The 23,713-nt window shown below is 70.3% G+C and carries 22 protein-coding genes; 12 read left to right on the top strand and 10 right to left on the bottom strand.

The features are described 5' to 3' along the window. The first annotated feature begins 32 nt into the window (after window positions 1-32). Genes V6V89_RS16950 through V6V89_RS16975 form a run of 6 tightly spaced genes read left to right on the top strand, consistent with a single transcriptional unit; the run spans window position 33 to window position 5,175 of the window. A complete protein-coding gene (locus tag V6V89_RS16950) occupies window positions 33-1,208 on the top strand; it encodes an MCE family protein (RefSeq protein WP_334620092.1) in 1,176 nt (391 codons plus the stop codon). Then, window positions 1,205-2,551: an MCE family protein gene (locus tag V6V89_RS16955; protein ID WP_334620093.1), complete on the top strand. Its 1,347-nt coding sequence runs from the start codon at window positions 1,205-1,207 to the stop codon at window positions 2,549-2,551. Before V6V89_RS16950 ends, V6V89_RS16955 begins: the two co-directional genes overlap by 4 nt. After that, on the top strand, window positions 2,548-3,714 hold the full coding sequence (locus tag V6V89_RS16960; RefSeq protein ID WP_334620094.1) for an MCE family protein: 1,167 nt from the start codon (window positions 2,548-2,550) through the stop codon (window positions 3,712-3,714). The genes V6V89_RS16955 and V6V89_RS16960 overlap by 4 nt, the downstream gene beginning before the upstream one ends. 23 nt (window positions 3,715-3,737) lie before the next feature. After that, complete coding sequence (locus tag V6V89_RS16965; protein ID WP_334620095.1) at window positions 3,738-4,394, top strand: hypothetical protein; 657 nt, start codon at window positions 3,738-3,740, stop codon at window positions 4,392-4,394. 11 nt (window positions 4,395-4,405) lie between these two features. Then, the gene (locus tag V6V89_RS16970; RefSeq protein ID WP_334620096.1) at window positions 4,406-4,879 is read left to right on the top strand and encodes a hypothetical protein; all 474 of its coding nucleotides are present in this window, start codon (window positions 4,406-4,408) and stop codon (window positions 4,877-4,879) included. Between the two features lie 20 nt (window positions 4,880-4,899). Continuing rightward, window positions 4,900-5,175 (top strand): DUF2087 domain-containing protein, encoded by a 276-nt coding sequence (locus V6V89_RS16975; RefSeq protein ID WP_334620097.1) that lies wholly within the window; start codon window positions 4,900-4,902, stop codon window positions 5,173-5,175. Between the two features lie 117 nt (window positions 5,176-5,292). Here the strand turns inward: V6V89_RS16975 and V6V89_RS16980 are convergent, their stop codons facing one another. After that, complete coding sequence (locus V6V89_RS16980; protein ID WP_334620098.1) at window positions 5,293-6,333, bottom strand: glycosyl hydrolase; 1,041 nt, start codon at window positions 6,331-6,333, stop codon at window positions 5,293-5,295. Window positions 6,334-6,520: 187 nt separating this feature from the next. On the opposite strand from V6V89_RS16980, the gene V6V89_RS16985 reads away from it, so the two are divergent. The 3 genes from V6V89_RS16985 to V6V89_RS16995 all read left to right on the top strand — a co-directional run bounded on the left by V6V89_RS16985 (window position 6,521) and on the right by V6V89_RS16995 (window position 9,339). After that, window positions 6,521-6,697: a hypothetical protein gene (locus tag V6V89_RS16985; RefSeq protein WP_334620099.1), complete on the top strand. Its 177-nt coding sequence runs from the start codon at window positions 6,521-6,523 to the stop codon at window positions 6,695-6,697. Between the two features lie 4 nt (window positions 6,698-6,701). Beyond that, complete coding sequence (locus V6V89_RS16990; protein ID WP_334620100.1) at window positions 6,702-7,835, top strand: aminotransferase-like domain-containing protein; 1,134 nt, start codon at window positions 6,702-6,704, stop codon at window positions 7,833-7,835. A 286-nt stretch (window positions 7,836-8,121) separates the two neighbouring features. Next, the gene (locus V6V89_RS16995; protein ID WP_334620101.1) at window positions 8,122-9,339 is read left to right on the top strand and encodes an MFS transporter; all 1,218 of its coding nucleotides are present in this window, start codon (window positions 8,122-8,124) and stop codon (window positions 9,337-9,339) included. Here the strand turns inward: V6V89_RS16995 and V6V89_RS17000 are convergent, their stop codons facing one another. Both V6V89_RS17000 and V6V89_RS17005 read right to left on the bottom strand, forming a co-directional pair. Beyond that, on the bottom strand, window positions 9,340-10,527 hold the full coding sequence (locus V6V89_RS17000; protein WP_334620102.1) for a phosphotransferase family protein: 1,188 nt from the start codon (window positions 10,525-10,527) through the stop codon (window positions 9,340-9,342). A gap of 46 nt (window positions 10,528-10,573) precedes the next feature. Then, window positions 10,574-11,179, bottom strand: coding sequence for an alpha/beta fold hydrolase (locus V6V89_RS17005; RefSeq protein WP_334620103.1), 606 nt, complete (start codon window positions 11,177-11,179; stop codon window positions 10,574-10,576). Window positions 11,180-11,522: 343 nt separating this feature from the next. On the opposite strand from V6V89_RS17005, the gene V6V89_RS17010 reads away from it, so the two are divergent. Next, window positions 11,523-11,915: a RidA family protein gene (locus V6V89_RS17010; RefSeq protein WP_334620104.1), complete on the top strand. Its 393-nt coding sequence runs from the start codon at window positions 11,523-11,525 to the stop codon at window positions 11,913-11,915. 180 nt (window positions 11,916-12,095) lie between these two features. Next, entirely contained in the window at window positions 12,096-12,362 is a 267-nt protein-coding gene (locus V6V89_RS17015; RefSeq protein ID WP_334620105.1) for a hypothetical protein, read from the top strand. Between the two features lie 157 nt (window positions 12,363-12,519). Here V6V89_RS17015 and V6V89_RS17020 read toward each other — a convergent pair whose 3' ends face one another. From V6V89_RS17020 to ppdK, 6 genes are all read right to left on the bottom strand, one after another. Then, a complete protein-coding gene (locus V6V89_RS17020) occupies window positions 12,520-13,170 on the bottom strand; it encodes a DivIVA domain-containing protein (protein ID WP_334620106.1) in 651 nt (216 codons plus the stop codon). Between the two features lie 172 nt (window positions 13,171-13,342). Continuing rightward, window positions 13,343-14,575 carry an NAD(P)/FAD-dependent oxidoreductase gene (locus tag V6V89_RS17025; RefSeq protein WP_334620107.1) on the bottom strand — a complete coding sequence of 411 codons (1,233 nt, stop codon included), beginning with the start codon at window positions 14,573-14,575 and terminating at the stop codon, window positions 13,343-13,345. A gap of 1 nt (window position 14,576) precedes the next feature. Then, a complete protein-coding gene (locus V6V89_RS17030) occupies window positions 14,577-15,812 on the bottom strand; it encodes a deoxyguanosinetriphosphate triphosphohydrolase (protein ID WP_334620108.1) in 1,236 nt (411 codons plus the stop codon). Window positions 15,813-15,849: 37 nt separating this feature from the next. Then, the gene (locus V6V89_RS17035; protein ID WP_334620109.1) at window positions 15,850-16,953 is read right to left on the bottom strand and encodes a mannose-1-phosphate guanylyltransferase; all 1,104 of its coding nucleotides are present in this window, start codon (window positions 16,951-16,953) and stop codon (window positions 15,850-15,852) included. Window positions 16,954-17,016: 63 nt separating this feature from the next. After that, a complete protein-coding gene (locus V6V89_RS17040) occupies window positions 17,017-17,370 on the bottom strand; it encodes a VOC family protein (protein WP_334620110.1) in 354 nt (117 codons plus the stop codon). A gap of 465 nt (window positions 17,371-17,835) precedes the next feature. Then, on the bottom strand, window positions 17,836-20,523 hold the full coding sequence (ppdK, locus tag V6V89_RS17045; RefSeq protein WP_334620131.1) for a pyruvate, phosphate dikinase: 2,688 nt from the start codon (window positions 20,521-20,523) through the stop codon (window positions 17,836-17,838). Window positions 20,524-20,756: 233 nt separating this feature from the next. On the opposite strand from ppdK, the gene V6V89_RS17050 reads away from it, so the two are divergent. Continuing rightward, window positions 20,757-22,574: a hypothetical protein gene (locus V6V89_RS17050; protein WP_334620111.1), complete on the top strand. Its 1,818-nt coding sequence runs from the start codon at window positions 20,757-20,759 to the stop codon at window positions 22,572-22,574. On the opposite strand, the gene dusB is transcribed toward V6V89_RS17050, so the two are convergent. Further along, window positions 22,571-23,698 carry a tRNA dihydrouridine synthase DusB gene (dusB, locus tag V6V89_RS17055; RefSeq protein WP_334620112.1) on the bottom strand — a complete coding sequence of 376 codons (1,128 nt, stop codon included), beginning with the start codon at window positions 23,696-23,698 and terminating at the stop codon, window positions 22,571-22,573. The genes V6V89_RS17050 and dusB overlap by 4 nt on opposite strands. Window positions 23,699-23,713 lie beyond the last annotated feature (15 nt).

The following is a 23,713-nucleotide window of genomic DNA, read 5'->3' on the forward strand; positions in this document are numbered from 1 at the left end:
TGCGAGGGCTTCGGTCGAAGGTAGCGGGTGCCGTGGCGCTCCTCGTTGCCGCCGCGGGCGCGACAGCCGTACTGGCCAACGGTGAGCCGCAGCGGCGGCTGGTCGCGCACTTCACCCGCGTGGTGGGTGTCCACGAAGGCTCCGACCTGCGGGTGCTGGGTGTACGGATCGGCGAGGTGACCGCCGTGGTACCGGAGGGGCGCACGGTGCGGGTCGAGATGCGGTACGCCCGCGAGTACGACATCCCAGCGACCGCCCAGGCGGTCATCGTGCCGCCCAGCGTGGTCAGCGACCGGTACGTCCAGCTCACGCCGGCGTACTCGGGCGGGCCCACGCTCGCGGACGGGGCCGAGCTGCCGGTCAGCCGGACGGCGGCTCCCATGGAGATCGACGAGATCTACCGCTCGCTGGACGAGTTCAACAAGGCGCTCGGCCCGGACGGCGCCAACAAGGACGGCGCGCTGCGCGACCTGGTGGCCACCGGCCGGGCCAACCTGGAGGGCAACGGCGAGAACCTGCACGAGACGCTCGACGGACTCTCCCAAGCGCTCGACACCCTCGCCGACGGCCGGCAGGACCTCTTCGGCACCGTCGGCAATCTCCAGCGATTCACGACCGCGCTGGCCCAGAGCGACGCGCAGGTGCGCTCGTTCAACCAGCAGCTCGCCGGAGTGTCCGAGCAGCTCGCCGCGGAGGGCGACGAGCTGACCGCCGCGCTGCGCAGCCTCGCGACCGCGCTCGCCGACGTCACCACGTTTCTCAAGCAGAACCGCACCGAGCTGGTGTCGAACGTGGACGCTCTCGCGGACATCACCGGTGTGCTGGTGCGCCAGCAGCAGGCGGTCATCAACATCCTAGACGTCGCGCCGCTTGCACTGTCCAACCTGAACCTGGCGTACAACCCGCGCTCGGGCACCCTGGACACCCGCGACAACGTGATGGGTCCGTACGACCCGGCGAGCTTCGTCTGCTCTTTGATGGTCGACCTGCTCCCCGCCGCCAAGGTGTCAGACAAGTGCTTCGCGCTCGCGCAGACCCTCAACGCCAAGAAGCTGCCCATGACAGACCAGCTCCGCAAGCTCCTCAAACTGCCGGCCGGCGCCCCTCCACGGAGTACGGTCCCTACTCCGGAGGCCTCCCCAGCGCCGGCCGGTTCCGACCTGGCACCAGACCTCACCCTCGGCGGCATCCTGCGAGGTGGGCGATGAAGGCCCTGATCGCCGCCGCGGCGGTCCTGCTCGCCAGCGGCTGCACCGTTCTCAACATGTCCGATGGCTACCGGGTCACCGTCGAGTTCAACGACGTCCTCGACCTCGTTCCACGAGCGTCGGTCAAAGTGGACGACGTCACCGTCGGCAGTGTCGAGAAGATCTCGCTGTCCGGGTGGACCGCGCGGGTGCGCGTGCGCCTCGACCGGAAGGTGCGGCTGCCCGCGAACGCCACCGCCGCCGTGCGCCAGACCAGCCTGCTCGGCGAGAAGTACGTCGAGGTGGCCGCCCCGACCACCGAGGCGGCGCGCGGCAGGCTGGCAGACGGCGGGGTGATCCCACTGACCCGCACCCGCCGCTCCGCCGAGGTCGAGGAGGTGCTGGCCGCGCTCGGCCTCGTGCTGAACGGCGGCGGACTCGCCCAGCTGAAGACCATCAACCAGGAGCTCGCCACCGCGTTCGACGGCCGCGAGCCCGCCGCGCGCGACGCGCTGCGTCAGCTCGACGAGTTCATGGGCGGGCTGGAGGCGCAGAAGGCAGACCTGGTGCGGGCCATCGAGGCGCTCGACCGGCTCACCGGCCGGCTGGTGCAGCAGCGCGCTGTCATCGGCGATGCTCTCGACGCTCTCGGCCCTGGCATCACCGTGCTGGCCGACCAGAGCGCCCAGCTCACCGGCGCGGTCAAGGCCCTGGGCGAGCTGGGCGAGGTCGGCACCAAGGTGGTCACCGAAAGCAAGGCCGACACGGTCGCCAGCCTGCGCGCATTGCAACCCATTCTCGACCAGCTCGTGAAGGCCGGCGACGACCTGCCACAGTCGCTGGATTTCCTGCTGTCGTATCCGTTCCCGCCGAACGTGACCGGTGCGATCGTCGGCGACTACGTCAACCTCGCCGTCACCGCCGACCTCGACGCCGCGTCCATCCTCGCGAACCTCGTCGCGGCCGGGCCTCGGGTGGGCCAGGCCGGTAGGACGGGAACGACCGCGCCGCGCGACACCACGAAGACCCCGAAGCCGGGGACGGTCGCGCCCTCGCTCCCGGGTCAGCTGCCGCTGGAGTGCCTGCCGCTCGACGGCATCCTGCCGCCTGAATGGGTGCCGCCCAAGGAGTGCAAGCTGCCCGACGGCTGCAAGCTGCTGGCACCTGGCTCAAAGATGCCGCTGGGCGGGCTCCTCATTCCCGCCGACGGCCTGGTGCCCGCCGGCACCGTCTTCCCCGCCGGCACCAAGCTGCCCAAGGGCACCATCCTCACCGCACAGTGCCTGCTCGGCGCCGTCACCGGCGCGGTCGATGGAGTAGTCGGCGGCCTCACCGACGTGCTGACCGGAGGGCTGACGCCGTGATCCGAGCGGGTACCAAGCTTCAGCTCCTCGCCTTTCTCCTGGTGAGCGTGCTCGGCGTCGCCTACGTCGCGGTGCGCTACGTCGGGCTCGGCGGCGGCGGGTACATCGTGCACGCCGACTTCACCGACGCGGGCGGCATCTTCGCCAACGCTCCCGTCACCTACCGGGGTACGCCCGTCGGGCGGGTCACCGGCGTCCGGCTGCACGACGGCGGCGTCCGCGCGGACCTGCGGCTGGATCAAGGGGTACGGGTTCCGAGCGACCTGCGCGCGGTGGTAGCCCAGCGGTCCGCGGTCGGCGAGCAGTACCTGGACCTGCGACCGAACCAGGACAGCGGGCCGTACCTGAGCGACGGCTCGGTGATCCCGCGCGACCGCACCGGCACGCCGATCGCCGCCGAGACCCTGCTGTCCAACCTGGACGCCCTGGTGAAGTCGGTCGACCCCGACGACCTGGCGGTGGTGATCGACGAGCTGGGCATCGCGTTCGAGGGCAACGAGGCGGCGCTGCGCACCATCTTCGACGCCAGCGACGCGCTGCTAACCGACGCCGTTGCCAAGCTGCCGCAGACGGTGGCGCTGATCCGTGACAGCCGCACCGTGCTCACCACTCAGGCGGAGTCTGCGGCTGCGATCCGCCGCTGGGCCAAGGGACTCGCCGACCTTTCCGCCACGCTGAAGGCCGCCGATCCCGACCTGCGCAAGCTCCTCACGACGGCACCGCCCGCGGCCACCGAGCTCGTGGCGCTGCTGCGCGATCTCGAACCCACCGTCGGCACGCTACTCGGCAACCTCGTGACCACGGGCGGCATCGCCGCCCGCCGGCTGCCCGGCATCGAGCAGATCCTCGTCGTGTACCCGCTCGCCGTGGCCGGCGGTTTCACGGTCACGCCCGGCGACGGCACCGCCCACCTTGGACTGGTCGTCAACGCGGGCGACCCGCCCTCGTGCAAGTACCAGGGGTCCACGCGGTGCGACAGCGTGCGCGGTGCCGACAACGCACCACGCCCCGGCGGGAGGGAGCCCGCGCAGCCCGACCCCGAGACCGGTGTCGTCATCGCAGACAGCGGCGCTCCACTGTGGTTCGGGGGCACCGGTGGCCAGTACCAGATCGCGGGCGACCAATCCTGGAAGCAGCTTCTCCTCGCGGGCCTGGCCCCGTGAGTACCAAGAATCCGGAGGCGACCATGCCGACGACACGCGACCAGCGCATGCTGCGTCTCGTCAAGGGAACGGACGCTGCCGCCGTGCGGCAGCGGCGGGCCATCGTCCGCCGGCTCCCTCGCGTGCAGGACGACCCGGTCGCGCTCCTCGCGCACCTTGACGAGGAGCCGGTATCGGACGAGTCGCCACCGAAGCGGCGCTGGAGACTCCCCCTGATCGGCGCCGCTGTCGCGCTCGCGCTGGCACTCGCCGCCGCGGTCGTTTCCGGCTATCACTGGAACCAGGACCGGGCGCTCGACGAGGCGCACCAGCAGGCCCTCGCGGCGGCCAAGCAGACGTCCGTCAACTTCGTGTCGGTCAGCGCCTCCAGTGTGGACCGGGACCTGCAGCGGATCGTCGCGGGCGCCACCGGTGACTTCAAGGACGAGTTCGTGCGCGGGCAGGCTCAGGTGCGCACCGCCGTCGTGGAGAACAAGGTGGAATCGCGCGGCACCGTGCTGCGGGCCGGCCTGGTCTCCGGCGACCGTCGCTCGGCCGTCGTGCTGGTGGCCATCGACGCCACCGTCAAGAACGTGAAGGCGCCGGACGGCCGCGCCTCGCACTACCGCATCCAGGTCGATGTCACGCGGGACGGCAAGTCCGGCGCGTGGCTCGTGTCAAAGCTCCAGTTCGTCGGATGAGGAGGTACGCCGTGCGCGTCCGCATAGTTCCCGCACTCGCCGTGGCGGCTGTGCTCGCCGCGGGTGCCGCGGTCGCCGGCTGGGTCGGCCACCACCGCGCCGACGACCGGTCCGCGGCGGTCAGGCAGTCGCTCGCCGCCGCACCGGCCGCCGCCAAGGCCATCTTCTCGTACGACTACCGCACCTTCGACGCGAGCGTGGCCAACGGAAAGCTCTTCGTCACCGGCACGTTCGCCGACGAGTACGCCGAGACGACGGCCGCGTTGAAGAAGACCGCCACCTCGGAGCAGGCGGTCGTGCTGGCCGAGGTGTCCGCCACGGGCGTCGTGAACGCCGACAGCGACAAGGTGGAGCTGCTTCTCTACCTCAATCAGTACCGGCGCAACGTGAACACGTCGGGCGAGAAGGTCGACCAGAATCGAGTGGTGCTCACGATGGTGCCCGTCGGCGGCGAGTGGAAGGTATCCCAGGCCGCCGCCATCTGATGTGCCGGTAGCGTGAAATGGTGAACGCGGATCAGGACAAGGTGCTGCGAACGTTCCTGCGAGACGGGCGGCTCGTGTCGATACCGGCGAAGGCGAGCAAGCGGCGGGTGCTGCTGGAGCACATCGCCCGCGCCTTCGAGCCGGGCGTCAAGCTGCCCGAGCGCGAGGTCGACGCGGTCCTGCGCGCCTTCTACGAACCGGACTGGGTGTCGCTGCGCCGGTACCTCATCGACGAGGGCCTGATGAGCCGCGAGGGCGGCCTGTACTGGCGCACCGGCGGCCCGGTCGACGTCTAGCTCAAGCCTCCTCGGGGTCGCGGCCTAGGGCGGACCGGCCCAGCCGATCGCGGCTGGGCCGAGCTCGATGGCCACCACGGTTTCTTCGGCGCCCAGCATAGGAACGCGCCATGTCGTTCAGCCTTGCGCGAAGGCCTCCGAGTTGGCGAACTTCCGGTAGGCGTTCTGCTCGGCCGTGTCGGACCTGCCCGCGTCGTCGTACCGGATGCGCAGCCCGCCCTGGTCGTGCGTGCCCGGCGAGTCGAAGATCATGTACGCCTTGAGGCGCGGGAACCGATTTGCCGCGAGCGCGGCCGCCGCCTGCCCGTAGTAGGCGATCGCCGTCGACTGGGGGGCGTCGTGCACGCCCCACTCCACGATGCCCCACGGCTTGGACACCAGGTTACGGTCCGCCGTGGACAGCGAGGTTAGCAGCTTGTAGAACCGGTCGACGTCGGTGACGAAGTTGGCCTTGCTCCCGGAGCCGTACCCGTTGAACATGATCCAGTCCACATAGGCGTCGCCCGGGTAGAGCTGCGGCACCAGACAGTCCCAGCGCTTGTAGTTCATGTAGTCCATCACCCACACGACGTTGCCGACACCCTTGGCGTCGAACCGCGCGCGCACGTTCTTCCACATCTGCCGGTACTCAGCGGCGGTGCCCCCGCTGGCGCCTGACTTGGTGTCGCACGAGCCGGCCGACGTCACGTCGTTCTCGGGCTCGTGGTGCAGGGTCAGGAAAATCTTCTTGGCGCCCAGTGACTTGACGGCGTCGGCCGCCTTGTCGATGAAGGCGTTCGCCTTCGCGTTGCCGCCACCGGCGTCCTTCCACCGGCTGACCGGCTTCCAGTTCTGGTACAGGTAGGTGTCCGCGCGCAGCGCGAAGTACTTGTCGCTGGAGCTCGACAGCGGCAGCTTCCCGACCGGGGCGAAGGTGTGCACGATGTCGACGCGCCGGCCGATCCGCTCCTCGTGGTACTGGAGTTGGGCCTTCATGTCCGACGACACGTCGGGGTAGTCGTTGGCGCGGGCACCGAGCCACGGACGACACGAGTTGACCAAGTTGTCGTCGACCGTGCAGGAGGCGGTTGCCGCGTGGGTGGTCAGAGGCACGGCCGCGCAGGCCGCGGCGGTCGCGAGGACCAGCAACGGACGGGTGAAACGGGGGAACGATGCCATGGGCGTGGACCGTATGGATCACAAGGCACGGCGCACCAGACCGCCAGGGTGACCACCGAACAACAGCCCGTAACCGACTACTCGACGCTTACCGATCTTGCACACATAGTGGCCAGATCGGACACTTCAGTCACATCGGACCCATGGGCCACCGATCGATGCCCCGTGAGATAGGTCACAATGCCTCATGACTGACGAGTCCTACGAGGTTCGGCCCATCGGGCGCGTGGAATCGACCCTTATCGAACGGGCTCTGGCGCCGCGCCAGGGCGACGAGGGTGCGCCGGACGCCTGGATCGTTTTCGACCCTGGTGTCCGGGAAGCGATGCGCGACCTGCACGTCGACCCCATCGCGGACCGGTGACCGCGTGAGGCTGCCCGTCATCCAATACACCGGCACCGAAGGCGTGCTCGACCTCGGTTGGGGCCACCCCGATCCCACGCTGCTGCCCGTCGAGGCGTGGGCGGCGTCGACCTCGGAGGCCGTGCCCGCCGCCGGCTGGACCGCGCTCACCTACGGGTACGCGGCAGGGCCCGGCCAACTGCTGGAGTGGCTGACCGTCCACATCGGCGCGATCGACGGGCGAGCGCCGGAGCCAGCCGAGCTCTTCGTGACAGCCGGCGCCTCGCAGGGCCTCGAACTCGTCTCCTCCGTCCTGACCCGGCCGGGCGACGTCGTACTGGTCGACTCACCCACGTACCACCTGGCGCTGCGCATCCTCGCCGACCGCGGTGTCGAGTTGCGGGCCGCGCCCACCGACGAGCAGGGCATCGACCCGGCGGCCACGGCGCGGCTCGTCGGCGACCTGCGCGCCGAGGGGCGGCGGGTGCCCATGCTGTACGCGGTGGCGACGTTCAACAATCCGTCGGGCGCCTCGATGCCGATGCCCCGCCGGCGCGAACTGATCCGCGCGCTCGAAGGTGTCACGATCGTCGAGGACGACACCTACCGCGAGTTGGCTTACGAAGGCCCCGTCCCGGCGTCACTGTGGAGTCTCGCCTCGGCAGGCGTAGTCCGGTTGGGCTCGTTCTCCAAGACGGTCGCGCCGGGCCTGCGGCTCGGCTACCTGACCGCGGACGCGGCATTCGTGCGCCGGCTCGCCAGCCGCGGGTACGTCGACAGTGGAGGCTGCGTCAACCACACGTCGGCGATGGTGCTGGCGCACTTCGCGACCACGGGCAGGTACGAGGCGCATGTGTCGGTGCTCCGCGACGCGTACCGGCGGCGGCGGGACACGCTGGTCACCGCGCTGCGCAGCGCCGCGCCCGGCGTCGAGTTCGCGGTGCCGGGGGGCGGGTGGTTCCTGTGGCTGCGCGTGCCGGACGCGGCGTCGCTGGCACGGCGTGCTCTGGAGCGGGGCGTCGGACTGTCCACCGGCGAACGCTTCCATGTGGGCGGTGGCGGCGGTCACCACCTGCGTGCGTCCTTCTCGATGTACAGCCCGGCCGACCTGGAGGAGGCCGCCCACCGCTTCGCCCAAGCGCTTCCCCCGCCCCCCTGATCCCGGGCGGTTCGCAACCACGCTGGACGGCTCATTCGTTCTCCCCAGGGCACCGCCGACATTGTTGATCTACGATGGCTGGGTTCGCCGCCGGCCGGAAGGCGGCGGCGCGGCCTCTTCACGTCAATGGCGGCAAGTGGCCACGGGAGGAGCCGGATGGTGCAAGCGTGGGAGCGGACCGGCGCGCGCTTGGCGTCCTACCCGCACCGCGCCGCGCCGCCGGAGCTGAGAGGAGAAGATCATCGCCACCGCGAGGTCGGTCCGGTACACGTACTACACGCTCCAGTTGGGAAACACCCTGGCTGCGTCGCTCATCTGGGGGATCAACACGATCTTCCTGCTGGACGCGGGGCTGTCGAACCTGGAGGCGTTCGCGGCCAACGCTTTCTTCACCGCCGGCATGGTGATTTTCGAGGTGCCGACGGGTGTGGTCGCCGACGTGTGGGGGCGGCGGGCGTCCTTCCTGCTTGGCACGGTCACACTCGCCGCATCCACAGGGCTGTACGTGCTGCTCTGGCAGGTGCATGGCCCGTTCTGGCAATGGGCCGTCGTGTCGCTGCTGCTGGGGCTCGGGTTCACGTTCTTCTCCGGCGCCGTCGAGGCATGGCTGGTCGACGCGCTAACCGCGACCGGATACACCGGGCCGCTGGAGTCCGTATTCGCGCGCGGACAGGTCATCAGCGGGACGGGGATGCTGGCCGGGTCGGTGGCCGGTGGATACATCGCGCAGCTCACCAACCTGGGCGTGCCGTTCGTGCTCCGGGCGGCCGTGCTGCTGGTGATGTTCGTGGTGGCTCTGGTGCTTATGCGCGACATCGGGTTCACACCGAGCCGGGGCGCCGGACCGATCGGCGAGGTGCGAAACATCGTGGCCAACTCGATGCGGTACGGATGGCGGGTGCCGGCGGTGCGGTACCTGATGCTCGCCGCGCCGTTCACCGGTGGCGTCAGCATCTACGTCTTCTACGCGCTCCAGCCGTACCTGCTGGAGTTGTGGGGTGACCCGCGGGCGTACGGCATCGCCGGCCTCGCCGCGGCCATCGTCGCCGGCGCGCAGATCCTCGGCGGGCTTCTGACGCCGCAGGTCGCCCGGCTCTTCACGCGCCGCACCACCGCCCTGCTGGTCGTCGAGGCGATCGCAGCCCTGGCCATACTGCTCATCGGCCTGGTCACGAACTTCTGGTCGGTCATCGCGCTGATCGTGGTGTGGGCGCTGCTGTTCGCCGCCGTCACGCCGGTGCGCCAGGCGTACATCAACGGGATGATCCCTTCTGCGCAGCGCGCCACGATCCTGTCGTTCGACTCGCTGATGTCGTCGAGCGGTGGCATCGCGGCCCAGCCCGTGCTGGGCCGGGTGGCCGACGTGTGGGGCTACCCGGCCTCGTACCTCATCTCGGGTGTCCTGTCCGCGCTGGCGCTCCCGTTCGTCGCTCGGGCCCGACGCGAAAACGCTCCAGCTGACTTCCGCACCACCGTCCCGGAGCCGCCGCGTCCTCTTTCGTGATCAGGGCGGACTTCGTCGAGCCTGGTCGACAGCGGCCCTGAGACAGGCGGGGACATCGGCTACGTGGTACGGATGCTCTGACGGCTCGATGTTGTCGAGGAAGTTGGCGTACACGGCGGCGCTCCGCAGGGCCTCGACCGGCCGGAGCAGCTCGACCGTCCTCTCTGGAGCGCAGCCGGGCACGGCGGCCCGCCAGCGCGCCGCCCAGGCATCGATGAGCTGGGCGGCGGCGGCCGGGGGCGCGTCTTCGGTCAACCGCAGGATGTCGAACGCCGGGTGCCCGATGAACGAGTCACCCCAGTCGATGAGCGCACGCCGCTCGCTGGTGCCGCGCACGTTGCCCGGGTGGAGGTCACCGTGCACGAGCGTGTCGGGCAGGCCACAGGACTCCACTGTAGACAAGCGTTCGGGGAGTCCGTCGACGAGCGCGTGCAGAGCCGGCTCGCCGCCGCCGTAACGGGCGACGACGTCTGCTGTCCACTCGAGCAGCGAAACAGCGCGACGATCTGGCACGCCAGCACGGATCAGCTCGACCTCTTTGTCGCGTGTGGCGAGTTGGATGCGGTGCATGTCGGCGGCGATGGCGTCGCGAGTGGCGAGATCGGCACCGTACAGGTCGTCGCCTTCGACGTGCGCCAGCAGCATGCGCCCATCGTCGCCGGCCGCGAGCAGCGGCGGCACGAGCCGCTCCCCCGCGACCCGGTCCGCGATCCAGGCGAGAACGGTCGCCTCATGTGTGAAGAACCGGGGCACCTGCTTGAGCCACACCGGACCACGTGCGGTGCCAAGCCGCCAGATCGCCGACAGGTTCCACGTGCGCTGCTGCTCCACATCGGACACCACGCCGTGACCCAACTCCGCCAGCACATCGCTGGCCCAGCGCAGGCTCGCCGCGGGACCACCCGGCCACGCGTAGGGGGCACGGTGCGGGTGCACGGCAGGGTCCACCCGGCGTCGACCGCCGACGTCGCCCACCTGCGCGAGGTAGGTGACGGACCCGCCGTGCGGTGCCGGCCGTTCGGCGGCGAGCAGGCGCAGGACGGTCACGTCGACGCCGTACCGCTCCCGGGCACCGCGGACCACGCACGAGACCTCCTGCCAGTACGGGAGGTCGACGTCAAAGGGCGGCAGTGCGCCTGCCGGCGCTCCATCGCCATCGACGAGGATCAGCGAGACGGTACGGGACACAAACGACGACGGTAGCGCGGACGCAGCGTCGTGGCTTGGGGTTTTCCTATGCCGCCGCCGCCGTCCGCGCCGGCTGGTCGTGGCTGGCGGGCGGGCTCCGGTACGGCAGGTCGTGGAGGGGGCGGTCGCCGAAGAAGCGGAGCATCAGGTCGACGAACTCGTCCGCCCGCTCCAGCGGCATCAGGTGGTCGGCCTGCCGCACGGTCAGGAACCGCGCGTCGGGACAGCGCGCGGCCGTCGCCCGACACATCGACGCGGTGGTCAGCGAGTCGTGCTCGCCGGTGACCACCAGCGTCGGGATCGCCGGTGGCGGCCCGGCGGGCAGCGGCGCGGCGAGCACCCGTTCGGTGTTGGCGAGGTATTTTCGGATTTCTTCCGGGCTCAACGCGCGGAGCTGCCGCTCCAGCAGCCGAGCCACCGCCGCCTGGCGGCGGATCTCACGGTCGGGATCCTGACACAGGAAGAGCGCGAGCGTGGCCCGCGCGAAGTCGTCGATCGCCCCGCGGCGCAGCAGCGTGACAGTGTGCGCGGCGCGCGCCCGGGTCGCGTCGGGTACGTCCAACGCTGTACCGCACAGCGGCAACCGGCGCACGTCGCCCGGATGGCGCTGCGCCAACCGGCACGCGACCGCGCCCCCGTAGGAGCCACCCATCACGTTCAGCGCCCGGCAGATCCTCCTCGACGATCATGTGGTGCAGGGCGTCCGCGAGGAACTCCAGCCCGTACCCCGCCGGCAGGTAGTCGGCGCCGCCCGCGCCCGGCAGGTCGACGGTCAACACCGAGGCGAGCGACCCGATCAGCGCCTCGTGCCGCAACCAGGACCGCTTGTCCTGAAACGCGCCCCCGAGCAGCAGGGATCGGCGCCAGCGCCGGTTCCGGGCGGGTCACGACCCGGCACTCGTACTTGAACCCGCCGAAAGCCAGCGGCGTAACGCGTTCCACAAGTGTGATCAACGCGATTGCGACCGGTGGAGAAACGGCTACGGTTACGTCGCATGGGAGAGCGGCGCGCGATCTTGAGTGGTTCGACGTTCGAGGAGCAGATCGGATACGCGCGGGCCGTCGTCGACGGCGACCGGGTACACGTGTCGGGCACGACCGGTTTCGACTACTCCACGATGACGATCTCGGACGACGTCGTCGAGCAGGTCGAGCAGTGCCTGCGCAACGTGGGCGCGGCGCTGGCCGAGGCCGGCTGCACGTTCGCCGACGTGGTCCGCGTGCGGTACATCCTGCCCAACCGCGACGACTTCGAGCCGTGCTGGCCGACACTGCGCCGGTACTTCGGCGAGGTCCGACCGGCGGCGACCATGCTGATGTGCGGCCTGGCCGACCCCCGCATGAAGTTCGAAATCGAAGTAGACGCCCGCCGCCCCGCGCCAATGTAGGTGCATTGGTCGGCGATACGCCCGGAGCTGCGCGAATTCCTCGCTTCGCTGACCCCTACGGGGTGGAGGGGTGGGCTGCGCTTGCGGACGTAAGCGGGATGTCGCTGCCAGACGGACGGCAGATCGAGGCTGCTGGCGGACGCTTCACATATCCAAGGGGAACGAGCCAAGGAGATTGTGATGCTGGCAGAACTCACGACCTACGCGTACGCGCATCCGCACCCGGGCTGGGACGGTACCGGCGGCGGACCGGGCTGGTGGCTGGTGTTTCCGGCCGCGTTCTGGGCGCTGGTGCTGGCCACGGCCGGCTACCTGGTCTACCGGCGGTCGCCCGGCCGCATGGCGCGCGCCGCCGCGGAGCGGGTGCTCGCTGAGCGGTACGCCCGGGGCGAGATCAGCGCCGACGAGCTGGGCGAGCGGCGCGCGGGCCTACGCCGGCGCTCGTAGCCGGCACGCTGCGACGGCGGGTGACGCTTCGACCAAGGAAGAGTCCAACGATCAAGGGCGAATGCACGTGGTTTTGAGATCGAACCACGTGCGTTTGCCCTTGATCGACAGGGAGAGGAGAGGGGAGGCGAGGGGGGCGTGCTGGCGCGCGGTGGGTCTAGGCGGGGGCGGAGGTGCGTTGGGCGGGGAGGGCGCCGGCGGGGGTCAGGTCGGGGTCCGGGTGGTCGGCCGGGGGCTCGATGGCCTCGGCGTTCACCTGGGGCTGGTCGACCCAGAGGGCGCGGAGCTGGTTCTGCATGAACGTGGTGAGGCGCGTCCGATACTCCTGGTCGAAGCCCTCCAGCGCCTCGATCTGGCGCTGCAGCGCCTCCCGCCTGGCGGCCAGGCTGCCGACGACGTCCTCGTACTTCTGCTCGGCCTGGTGCTTGAGCTCGTCGGCGGACGCCTGGGCGTGCTTGGCCATGTCGTCGGCCTTGGTGCGCGCCTCGGAGAGGATCGTCTCCGCCTCGTGTTGTGCCTTGTCGAAGCGTGCCTGGGCGTCCCGGGCGATCTGAGCCGCCGAGGCGTGCGCGGCGGACAACGCCTTCTCGGCCTCCTGATGGAGACCCTGAGCGTTCGCCTGCGCCTCGCGGATGATCTGATCCGCGCTGGCCTGGGCCTCCGCGCGGATCCGGTCGACCTCGCGCCGGGCGCTGGCGACGTGCTCCTCGGCGGTGCGCTGCGCCAGCGTGAGCACCTGCAGGGCCTGGTGCTGCTGCGCGGCCGGGTCGGCGGCGGCGACCGCCATCTGCTCCAGAGGCTCGCTCATTCCAGATGGCCCTCCGAGTAGTCCCTTGACACGACCCTTCATGCCACTGTCAGACACGAGATGACCTCCCATGTGTCGATGCAGCCGTAGCCGTGAGTCGGCGGCAGACTACCAAGCTCACGCCAGCCCCGGGAGAGGGAAATCCGCACTGTAGCCGCATCAATTCACTAGGTCACGGGAGCAAATCGGGTAGAGGGACCGAGTCGTCGGCCAACCGGGACAGGTCTACCGCCTGGCCGGCGAAACCGGCCTTGACCAGAGCCTGGATTTCGTCCTGGACGTCCCAGATGTTGACATTCATGCCGGCGAGGACGCGACCGCCCTTGACCCAGAACGCCAGGAACTCGCGCGCCGCCACGTCGCCCCGGAACACCACGGAGTCGTACGAGCCCTGGGGTGCCCAGCCCGCGTACTCCATGCCGAGGTCGTACTGGTCGGTGAAGAAGTACGGCACGCGGTCGTACCGGACCTGCTGGCCGAGCATCGAGCGGGCGGCGGCCGGGCCACCGTTGAGGGCGTTCGACCAGTGCTCGACCCGGATCCGCTCGCCGATCAGCGGGTGCTCGAAGGAGGCGACGTCTCCGCAGGCGTACACGTCGGGATGGGCGGTGCGTAGCGCGGCGTCGGTCACCACGCCGTTGTCGACCGCCAGCCCAGCGGCTTCGGCGAGCTCGGTGGCGGGCCGGATGCCGACGCCAGCCACGACGAGGTCGGCGGGCACCTCGGTGTCGTCGTCGAGCACCGCGTGCGTGAGGCGGCCGCCCACGGTGCCGAACTCGCGCACCCCGGCACCGAACCGGAACTCGACGCCGTGCGCCACGTGCAGGTCGCGGAAGACGGCCGCCACCTCGTCACCGATCACACGGCGCAGCGGCAGCGAGTCTGCCTCGACCACGGTGACCGAGCAGCCATGCTCGCGGGCGGCGGCCGCCACCTCCAGGCCGATCCAGCCGGCGCCGACGACGAGCACCCGACCACCGGCGCGCAGCCGTTCGAGCAGCACGTCGGCTTCATCGAATGTGCGCAGGTATCGCACGTCGCTCAGCTCCGCGCCCGGCACGGAGAGCGTGCGCACCCGGGAGCCGGTGGCGAGCAGCAACTTGTCGTACGTCAGCTTGGCGACCCCGTCGAGGGTCACGGTGTGCGCGGCGGCATCGAGGTTGGTGGCGCGGCGGCCCAGCATCAGCTCCACGTCGTGCTCGGCGTACCAGGACTCGTCGTGCACGAACGCCTTGTCGCGCGGGTCCTTGCCGAGCATGTACCCCTTGGACAGTGGCGGCCGCTCGTAGGGCCGCTCGATCTCCTCGCCGACGAGCACGATGCGCCCGTCGAAGCCCTCGGCGCGCAGCGTCTCGGCCGCCTTCGCGCCCGCCAGGGACGCACCGATGATCACAAACGTGGACATGTCAGCCTCCCGTCAACCGCTGATGCCAGGCTACGGCCGCCGGGTCGGTCAGGGAGGCCACCTGGTCGACAACCACGCGAAGCCGCGCGGCGTCGTCAGGGGCGGCCTTCCAGAGCGGCGCGAAGACCGGATCGAGTCCGTCCGGCGCCCTGATCGTAAGCGCCCGGACCAGATCCGTGAGGATCTCGCGCTGCTCGATGTATCGACCCTCGGCGTGCGGCCGGCGCATCACATATCGCAGCGCCATTCCCTTGAGCAGCGCGGACTGCGCGCGTACGGCCCGCGGCACGACCAGATCGGCCGCGTACCGCCGCAGTGGACCGTCGCCGAACCGCTCCTGTGTCGCCTCGACCGCCCCCGCCACGAACCGGCCGATGAGGACGCTCGTGACGCCCTTGAGCGCCGCCAGCGCACCGTGGCTGCCGTCGTACCGGGACAACGGCGCGAGCACCGGGTCGCCGAGCAGGTCGACCAGTGCCTCTTCGAGGTCGGCGGCGGACTCGGCAGAGTACGCGGCGGCCACGTCGACGCACAGGGCGGCCCGCTCGTCGCGGTCCGCCAGCAGCCCGCCGAACGCGATGTAGCCGCCGTGCACGCCATCTTCGACGTCGTGCACCGAGTAGGCCACGTCGTCGGCCCAGTCCATCACCTGGGACTCCAGGCAGCGCGCGTCGCCCGGCGCGCCGGCGCGCAGCCACTCGAAGACCACGGCGTCGTCGGCGTAGACCCCGAACTTGCGCTGGCCGGGCCGGCGCGGCCACGGGTACTTGCAGGTGGCGTCGAGGGAGGCCCGCGTCAGGTTGAGGCCGGCACCGTCCACCTTGGCCTCCAGCCGGGCGAGTACCCGGAGGGTCTGCGCGTTGCCCTCGAACCCGCCACACTCCCGGGCGGCCTCGTCCAGGGCGTCTTCGCCGTTGTGCCCGAACGGCGGGTGACCCAGGTCGTGCGCCAGTCCCGCCGTGTCGACCAGGTCGGGGTCACAGCCGAGCCGGGCCCCCATCTCGCGCGCGATCTGCGCCACTTCGAGGGAGTGGGTGAGCCGGGTACGCAGGAAGTCGTCCGCCCCGGCACGGCCGGCGGAGCCGGCCAGACCGGCACTGTGGACCTGGGTCTTGGCGGCGAGCCGCCGGAAGGCCGCGGAGTGCAGTACCCGGGCGCGGTCGCGCTCGTACGGGGTGCGCCCGTACCCGGTGTCCTTCGGCGGCTCGAAGACGAGCCGCTCGGAATCCCGACTCACCCCAGGAGCCTAGTCCCGTTACCGGAGCGTAGTCCCGTCAACAGTAGGCGGGTGCCACCTCTGCCAGGTGCTCGACCACCTGGCGGATGTCCTGGATCTGCGCCCTCCCGGCGACCAGCAGGCCGTCGTCGAGGTCGACGACCACGCTGTCGCGGACGCCGACCAGGGCGATCGGTCGCGGGGTGGCCTGGAGCACGAGGTTGTCGGAGGCGTCGATGCCGATGATCAGCTCGGGGCGCGGGCTTACCACCACGGTGCCGTCCGGCTCGGCCCAGCCGTCGGCGAGCACCGCGTACAGCTCGTTCCAGTTGCCGACGTCGCTCCACCGGAAGTCGGCCGGCAGCACGTAGATGTTGGACGCCTTCTCGGTCATCGCGGTGTCGACCGGCGCGGCCTCTACCGCGGCGTACACCTGGGCAATAGCGGACGCACCGGCGGTGCCGCGCAGCGGGGCGAGCGCGCGGTACAGGCTGGGGGCGTACTCAGCGAGGCTGGCGAGGAACGTGTCGACGTGGAACGTGTAGTAGTTGGCGTTCCACAGGTACCGTCCAGAGTCGACGAACGCGCGAGCGGTGGCGGCGTCCGGCTTTTCGGTGAACCGAGCCACCTCCAGCAGCGTCCGGTCGCCGACCTCGATGCGGTCGGCACCCACCTCGATGTATCCGAGTCCGGTGTTGGCGAACGTGGGCGGCACGCCGAGCACCGCGACCACCGGGTGGTCGTACGCAGCCTCGGCGGCGGTGAGCAGCGCGGCGCGGAAGCGTTCCCCGTCAGCGACGTAGTGGTCGGCCGGGATGTTGACGACGACGGCGTCCGGGCAGCGTGCGGAGACCAGCTCGGCGGCGACGCCCATGGCTGGCGCGGTGTCGCGGCCGCACGGCTCCGCGATGATGTTTTCCAGTGCCAGGTCGGGCAGTTGGGCGGCGACGTCGGCGGCGAACCGCTCGGTCGTGACGACCAGGACGCGGTCGAGCGGGATGATGTCGACGACCCGGTCGACGGCCTGCTGTAGCAGTGACCGCCCGCCGCCGAGCAGGTCGATGAACTGCTTGGGGCGGCCTTGCCGCGACAGCGGCCAGAGCCGGGTGCCGAACCCACCCGCGAGCACCACGCCGTAGAGGTTCTGTGGATCGAAGCCCACTATGTCCGCCTTACCCTTAATTGCGCCGTTTGCGCAGGGTAACACGAAACATCACTATATGTACTAGCCGCGCTGGCGCAGCACGCAGAACTCGTTGCCCTCGGGATCGGCCAGCACGACCCAGCTCACGTCGTCACCTTGGCCCACGTCCACGTGCCGCGCGCCCATATTGACCAGACGCTCCACCTCGGCCTCCTGATCGGCCGGGCGCAGGTCGATGTGCAGGCGGTTCTTGACGGTCTTGTTTTCGGGCACCGGTACGAAAATCAGGCCCGGCAGCGCGTCAGCCGTGCGGCGGATCTCCACCTCGTCGGGCTTTTCGTAGGTGATCTGGTAGCCGAGCGCCTCGGCCCACCAGCGCGCCAGTCGCGGGGGGTCCTGAGAGTCAACCACCAGGTTCTCCCACTGGCTGCCCATGGGTCGCACCTCCGTTGTCACCGTAGCGGCGAAGTCAAAGTGACGCTTAGGTTACGCCGGGCTGCCCTTTCCCGCCGGACACACAACAGCCGATCAGCCGATACTTGCTGGCCGATCGCCGACCGTGGCGGCTATGGAATTGACCAATAGCGTCGACTACAGCTCTGGCTTCGCCCTCGGCACCGCCGGTACACACGCAGTTCGACAGCCGGTTGGTGCTCGCACCCGCTCGGCGGGGTGTGCCGGGTGGACCCGGCGGTGCTCGGCCGGGAGGTGACCCGGCGGCGCACCACACCGCCCTCAAGCAGGCGATGCAGATCGACGGCTCGATCGGCGTGGCGCTGGTCGACTCGGGCCAACCTCGCGATGGCGCGTCACCACCTGCGCCAGATCGAGGAAGACCTGGACGTCTGAACGCGGTGCGACCGCCCCCGCCGTTCCAGACGACCGGCGGGGGCGTGCCGTTCAGCGGCTGTCGGAGCCGTCGGAGTGCACGGCCGCGCGTCCTGCCTCCAGCCGGGCCACCGGCACCCGGAAGGGCGAGCACGACACGTAGTCGAGGCCCGCGTCTTCGAAGAAGTGCACGGATTCGGGGTCACCGCCGTGCTCACCGCAGACGCCGATCTTGAGGTCCGGACGCGCGGTGCGGCCCTCGTCGACAGCGATCCGCACGAGCCGCCCGATCCCGTCGCGGTCGATCGACTCGAACGGCGACACACCGAAGATGCCCAGCTCAAGGTATCGGGGGAAGAACGCACCCTCGACGTCGTCGCGGGAGAACCCCCAGCCCATCTGGGTGAGGTCGTTGGTGCCGAACGAGAAGAAGTCGGCCGCCTCGGCGATCTGGTCAGCCGTGAGGGCCGCCCGCGGCACCTCGATCATCGTGCCGATCGGGATGCCGGACACGCCCGCTTCGGCGACGATCCGCTCCGCCTCGGCGCGTACCGTCTCCAGCTCCTGGACGGCGCCCACGAGCGGCACCATGATCTCCGGCCGCGGCGTGCCGCCCTGGCGCGCGCACTCGGCGGCGGCCTCGGCGATCGCGCGGACCTGCATGGCGAACAGGCCAGGGATCACCAGGCCGAGCCGGACGCCGCGCAGGCCGAGCATCGGGTTCTGCTCGTGCATGCGGCGGACGGCCGCCAGCAGCGCCTCGTCCTTGCCCGCGTCTTCGCCGCGCTCGTGCGCGACCGCCACACGCACGGCCAGGTCTTCCAGCGCCGGCAGGAACTCGTGCAGCGGCGGGTCGATCAGCCGCACGGTGACCGGCAGGCCGTCCATTGCCTGGAAGATCTCGACGAAGTCCGCGCGCTGCAACGGCATCAGCCCGTCGAGCGCCGCCTGCCGCTCCTCGTCCGTGCGGGCCAGGATCAGCCGCTCGACGAGCTCGCGCCGGTCGCCCAGGAACATGTGCTCGGTGCGGCACAGGCCGATCCCCTCGGCCCCGAACCGCCGCGCACGCGCCGCGTCTTCCCCGGTGTCGGCGTTCGCTCGGACGCGCAGGCGCCGCGCTGCGTCAGCGTGCGTGACGAGCCTGTGTACCGCTGCCACGAGCGCGTCGTCGTCTGGTGAGACGTCGCCCTCGAAGTACCGCACCACTAGCGACGGCCGCACCGGCACCTCACCGAGATAGACGCAGCCGCTGGTGCCGTCGATCGAGATGACGTCGCCCTCGTCGACGGTGCGACCGTCCACAGTGAACTTCCCGCTGACGACGTCGACCTCGAGGTCGTCGGCGCCGCAAACGCACGTCTTGCCCATTCCCCGGGCCACCACGGCGGCGTGGCTGGTCTTCCCGCCGCGGCTGGTCAGGATTCCCTGCGCGGCGATCATGCCCGGCAGGTCATCGGGGTTGGTCTCGCGCCGGACCAGGATCACCGGCTCGCCGCCGGCGGCCACCTCGGCGGCCCGCGCGGAGTCGAAGACCGCTTTGCCGTACGCCGCACCCGGCGACGCGGCGATGCCCTTGGCGAGCGCTTCCGGCTCGCCCGACAGGTCGAAGCGCGGGAACGTGAGCTGGGCGAGCTGGGCACCGTTGACGCGCTGGAGCGCCTCGTCGAGGTCGATCAACCCCTCGTCGACGAGCTGGCTGGCGATGATGAACGCCGCGGCGGCCGTGCGCTTACCAACCCGGGTCTGGAGCATCCACAGCTTGCCGCGCTCGATCGTGAACTCGATGTCGCACAGGTCGCGGTAGTGGCCCTCCAGCCTCGCCATGATCGACATGAGCTCGTCGTACGAGGCCTTGTCGAGCCGTTCCAGGTCTTGCAGGGGCACGGTGTTGCGGATGCCGGCCACCACGTCTTCGCCCTGCGCGTTGGCGAGGTAGTCGCCGTACACGCCCGGCGCGCCCGTCGCCGGGTCGCGGGTGAACGCCACGCCGGTGCCTGAGTCGGAGCCCAGGTTGCCGAAGACCATCGCCACCACGTTGACGGCGGTGCCGAGGTCGGCGGGGATGCGCTCCTGGCGGCGGTAAAGCACGGCGCGGTCGGCGTTCCACGACTCGAAGACCGCGCGGATCGCCAGGTCGAGCTGGTCGCGCGGCTCCTGCGGGAACTCGCGGCCGGTGTGCTTGGCGAAGAGCGTCTTGAACACGTCGACCAGCTGGCGCAGGTCGCTGGCGTCGAGATCGAGGTCGCTCGTCGCCTGTTTTGCCTTCTTCGCCTCTTCGAGCGCGTGCTCGAACTCCTCGCCGGGCACGTCGCACACCGTCTTGCCGAACATCTGGATCAGGCGACGGTACGAGTCCCAGGCGAAGCGCTCGTTGCCGCTCTGCTGGGCGAGCCCGTCGACGCTCCGGTCGTTGAGACCGACGTTGAGCACCGTCTCCATCATCCCGGGCATCGAGAACTTGGCGCCCGAGCGCACCGAGACCAGCAGGGGGTCGGAAGGGTCGCCGAGCCGCTTGCCCATGCTGGACTCCAGCCGGGCCAGGCTGTCGGCGATCTGCTCCGGCAGCCCTTCGGGCTCCTCGCCGGTGGCGAGGTACGCCTTGCACGCCTCAGTGGTGATCGTGAACCCGGGCGGCACCGGCAGCCCGAGGTTGGTCATCTCGGCAAGGTTGGCTCCCTTGCCGCCGAGCAGGTCCTTGAGATCTTTGTTTCCCTCAGTGAACTCGTACACGTATTTGTTCACAGAACCTCCCGCACCCAGCGATTCGGCGTTGAACGATGGGTCAGTACCCAATGGTGGGCGAACACTAAGCGAGACAGAAAGCCCTAAGGGAGAGTTCGGTGACTATCGGCACACCGGCCGGCAATTTTCGGTTCACGAACGCTCTTGGGAACGCTTCCATGGGCAGATTCGCGCAAATCTTGATTATCGGCTTGATCGGTCTCTTCGCTTGGCCGTCGCCCGCGCACGCTGATCTCGACGATGAGGCGGAGTTGGCTTCGAGGTATGCGCCCGTGGTGCGGCTCGTCGCGCAGGAGGAGGAGTGCGGGTACGGCGAGCCGTATCTCCCGCTCGACGTCGACCGGCTCTTCGACCAGCCGACCGTGGCACTGCGTGGCCCATGGGCGCCGACCGATCTGGTGAAGATCGGACCCAGTGCGGACGATCTCGCCGAGGGGCGTTATGAATATCACCTCGACTTCCCCGGAGATCCGCTGAACCCCGGTTGCGGATACGAGCGTTGGGGTGATCGGATAACCGGCACGTCCCGCCCGACGGTGTACGCACACGTCGCCACAGATCCGGGCGTGCCCGGGAAACTCGCCCTCCAGTACTGGTTCTTCTACGTATTCAACGACTACAACAACAAGCACGAGGGCGACTGGGAAATGATCCAGTTGATCTTCGACGCTTCTTCCGTGGCGGCTGCCCTGACTGTCGACCCCGTGTCGGTCGGGTACAGCCAGCACGAGGGTGCCGAGCGCGCCGCGTGGGACTCCTCCGCCTCCGGGGATGGCAAGCTCGAGCTCGTCGATGGCACTCACCCAGTCGTACACCCGGCGGCCGGCTCACACGCCAACCACTACGAGGACGCGCTCTACCTCGGCAGCTCCGCCTCCGAAGGCGTGGGCTGCGACGACTCCACCAGACCGTCCGTCGAGGTGCGGCCGGTCGTGCGCACCATCCCGCAGGACCCGGCCCTCGCGCGCGCCTCGTTTCCGTGGATCGGGTACGAAGGCCGGTGGGGCGAGCTCCAGCAGGCCTTCTACAACGGACCGACCGGGCCGGCGATGAAGCGCCAGTGGAGCGAGCCGATCACCTGGTCCCAGGACAGCTGGCGCGACGAGGCGTTCGCCGTACCGGCCGGCGGGCTGCTCGGCACCGGCGCCACCGACTTCTTCTGCGAGTCCGTGCGCACCGGCTCCGACGCGCTCCGCCGGGTCGTGAGCGACCCATCCACCATGCTGATGCTGATCGCGGTGCTCGTGGCCCTGGTGCTGTACATCGCCAGCCGCACCACCTGGCACCCCGCCGACCCGCTGCCCATGGCGCGCCGGCGCGCCTGGGGCCAGACGCTGGTCGCCGCCGCACGCATGTACCGCCGGCACTGGCCACTCTTCGCCGGAATCGGGCTGATCTTCCTGCCGATCACGGTGCTGGGTGCGGCGTTGGAGAGCGCCTTGGCGGGCCTCGCCTGGGTCGGCGCCGCCCTCACCCTCGCCGGCGTCGGGCTCGTCATGGCGGTCACCGCCACCGCCCTGGTCGAAGTCGACGCCGGCCGCGACATCGGGCCTCTGCGGGCGTACCGGATGGGGGTGGCCCGGTACCCGAAGCTGCTCGGCGCGCTGGCGATCGCGATCGCGGTCGTGATCGCGCTCAGCCTCAGCCTGGCCCTGGTGCCGCTCGGCGTGTGGCTCGCCGGGCGGTGGGCGTTGCTGGCGCCGGTGGCCGCCCTGGAAGATCCGCCGCCCGGCCCGGTGCGGACGTTGCGGCGCAGCTCCGAGCTGGTGCGCGGGCGGTGGCTCAAGGTGACGACGCTGTCGGTGGTGGCCATCGCTCTGGCGCTCGCTCTGGGGCCGGTACTGGGCACTGTCCTGATCCTGTTCACCGACGCGCCGTTCGCGCTGCTGAACGTGGTATCCGGCGCCGTCTACGCCCTGGCCATGCCGTTGGCAGCCCTAACCACCGCCTACACCTACGCCGACACCACCACCGAGCCGGTCGGCACCGCGCCCGCCCTTCCCCCCACCGCCCCGCCCGCCCCTCCTCCCGTCGCGCCACGAGAGGAGCGGGCCTGGCACGGGAGTTAGCCGCCGGAGTCGTCTAGTTCGGCGCCTTGGGGGACGGTCTCGTCGTCGCGGGTCGTCAGCCAGCCGTCAGGGAGGGCGACCTTGCCCGGCGAGTTGGTGCGGCCACGAGGTTGGCCCAGCGTGTGCGTGGGGAATGGCTCGGCCGGGTCCAAGCGGGACAGCAGGTCGTCGAGTTCGGCCAGTGTGCTCACCATCGCGAGCGCCCGCCGCAGTTCGGCGCCCACCGGGAAGCCCTTCAGGTACCAGGCCACGTGCTTGCGAAAGTCGGTGCAGCCGTCGCGTTCGGACCCCATTGCCGACGTCAGCAGCTCAGCGTGCCGGCGCATGGTCGCGGCGACCTCGCCCAGTGTTGGCAGGACCCGCTCGGGACGACCGGCGAACGCGGCGGCGAGGTCGGCGAAGAGCCATGGCCGGCCGAGGCAGCCGCGCCCAACAACCACACCGTCGACGCCGGTGTGCGCGACCATCCGCAGCGCGTCGTCGGCCTCCCAGATGTCGCCGTTGCCGAGCACCGGCACGTCGAGGCGGTCTTTGAGGTCGGCGATGGCGTCCCAGTCTGCGGTGCCGGAGTACCGCTGGGCGGCGGTGCGCCCGTGCAGTGCGACCGCGGCGACTCCCGCGTCCTGGGCGGTCAGCCCCGCCTCGGCGTACGTCAGATGGTCGTCGTCGATGCCCTTGCGCATCTTGATCGTGACCGGGACCCCGGCGGGCGCCGCCGCCTCGACCGCGCCGCGCACGATTCTCTCGAACAGCCGGCGCCGCCAGGGCAGGGCCGACCCACCGCCCTTGCGGGTGACCTTGGGCACGGGGCAGCCGAAGTTGAGGTCGATATGGTCGGCGAGGCCTTCGTCGACGATCATCTCGACGGCCTTGCGGGTGATCGTCGGGTCGACGCCGTAGAGCTGGAGGCTGCGGGGCCGCTCCCCCTCGGCAAACGCGATCATGCGTAGGGTCTTCGGGTTGCGCTCGACGAGGGCGCGGGTGGTGACCATCTCGCAGACGTACAGGCCGGCGCCGTGCTCGCGGCAGAGCTGCCGGAACGCCACGTTGGTGATGCCGGCCATGGGTGCCAGCACCACCGGCGGGTCGACCGGGTGCGGCCCGAATACCAGTGCGCCACTCACGGTCACAAGGATAGT

The sequence above is a fragment of the Micromonospora sp. CPCC 206061 genome (assembly GCF_036906915.1).
Lineage (GTDB): Bacteria > Actinomycetota > Actinomycetes > Mycobacteriales > Micromonosporaceae > Phytohabitans.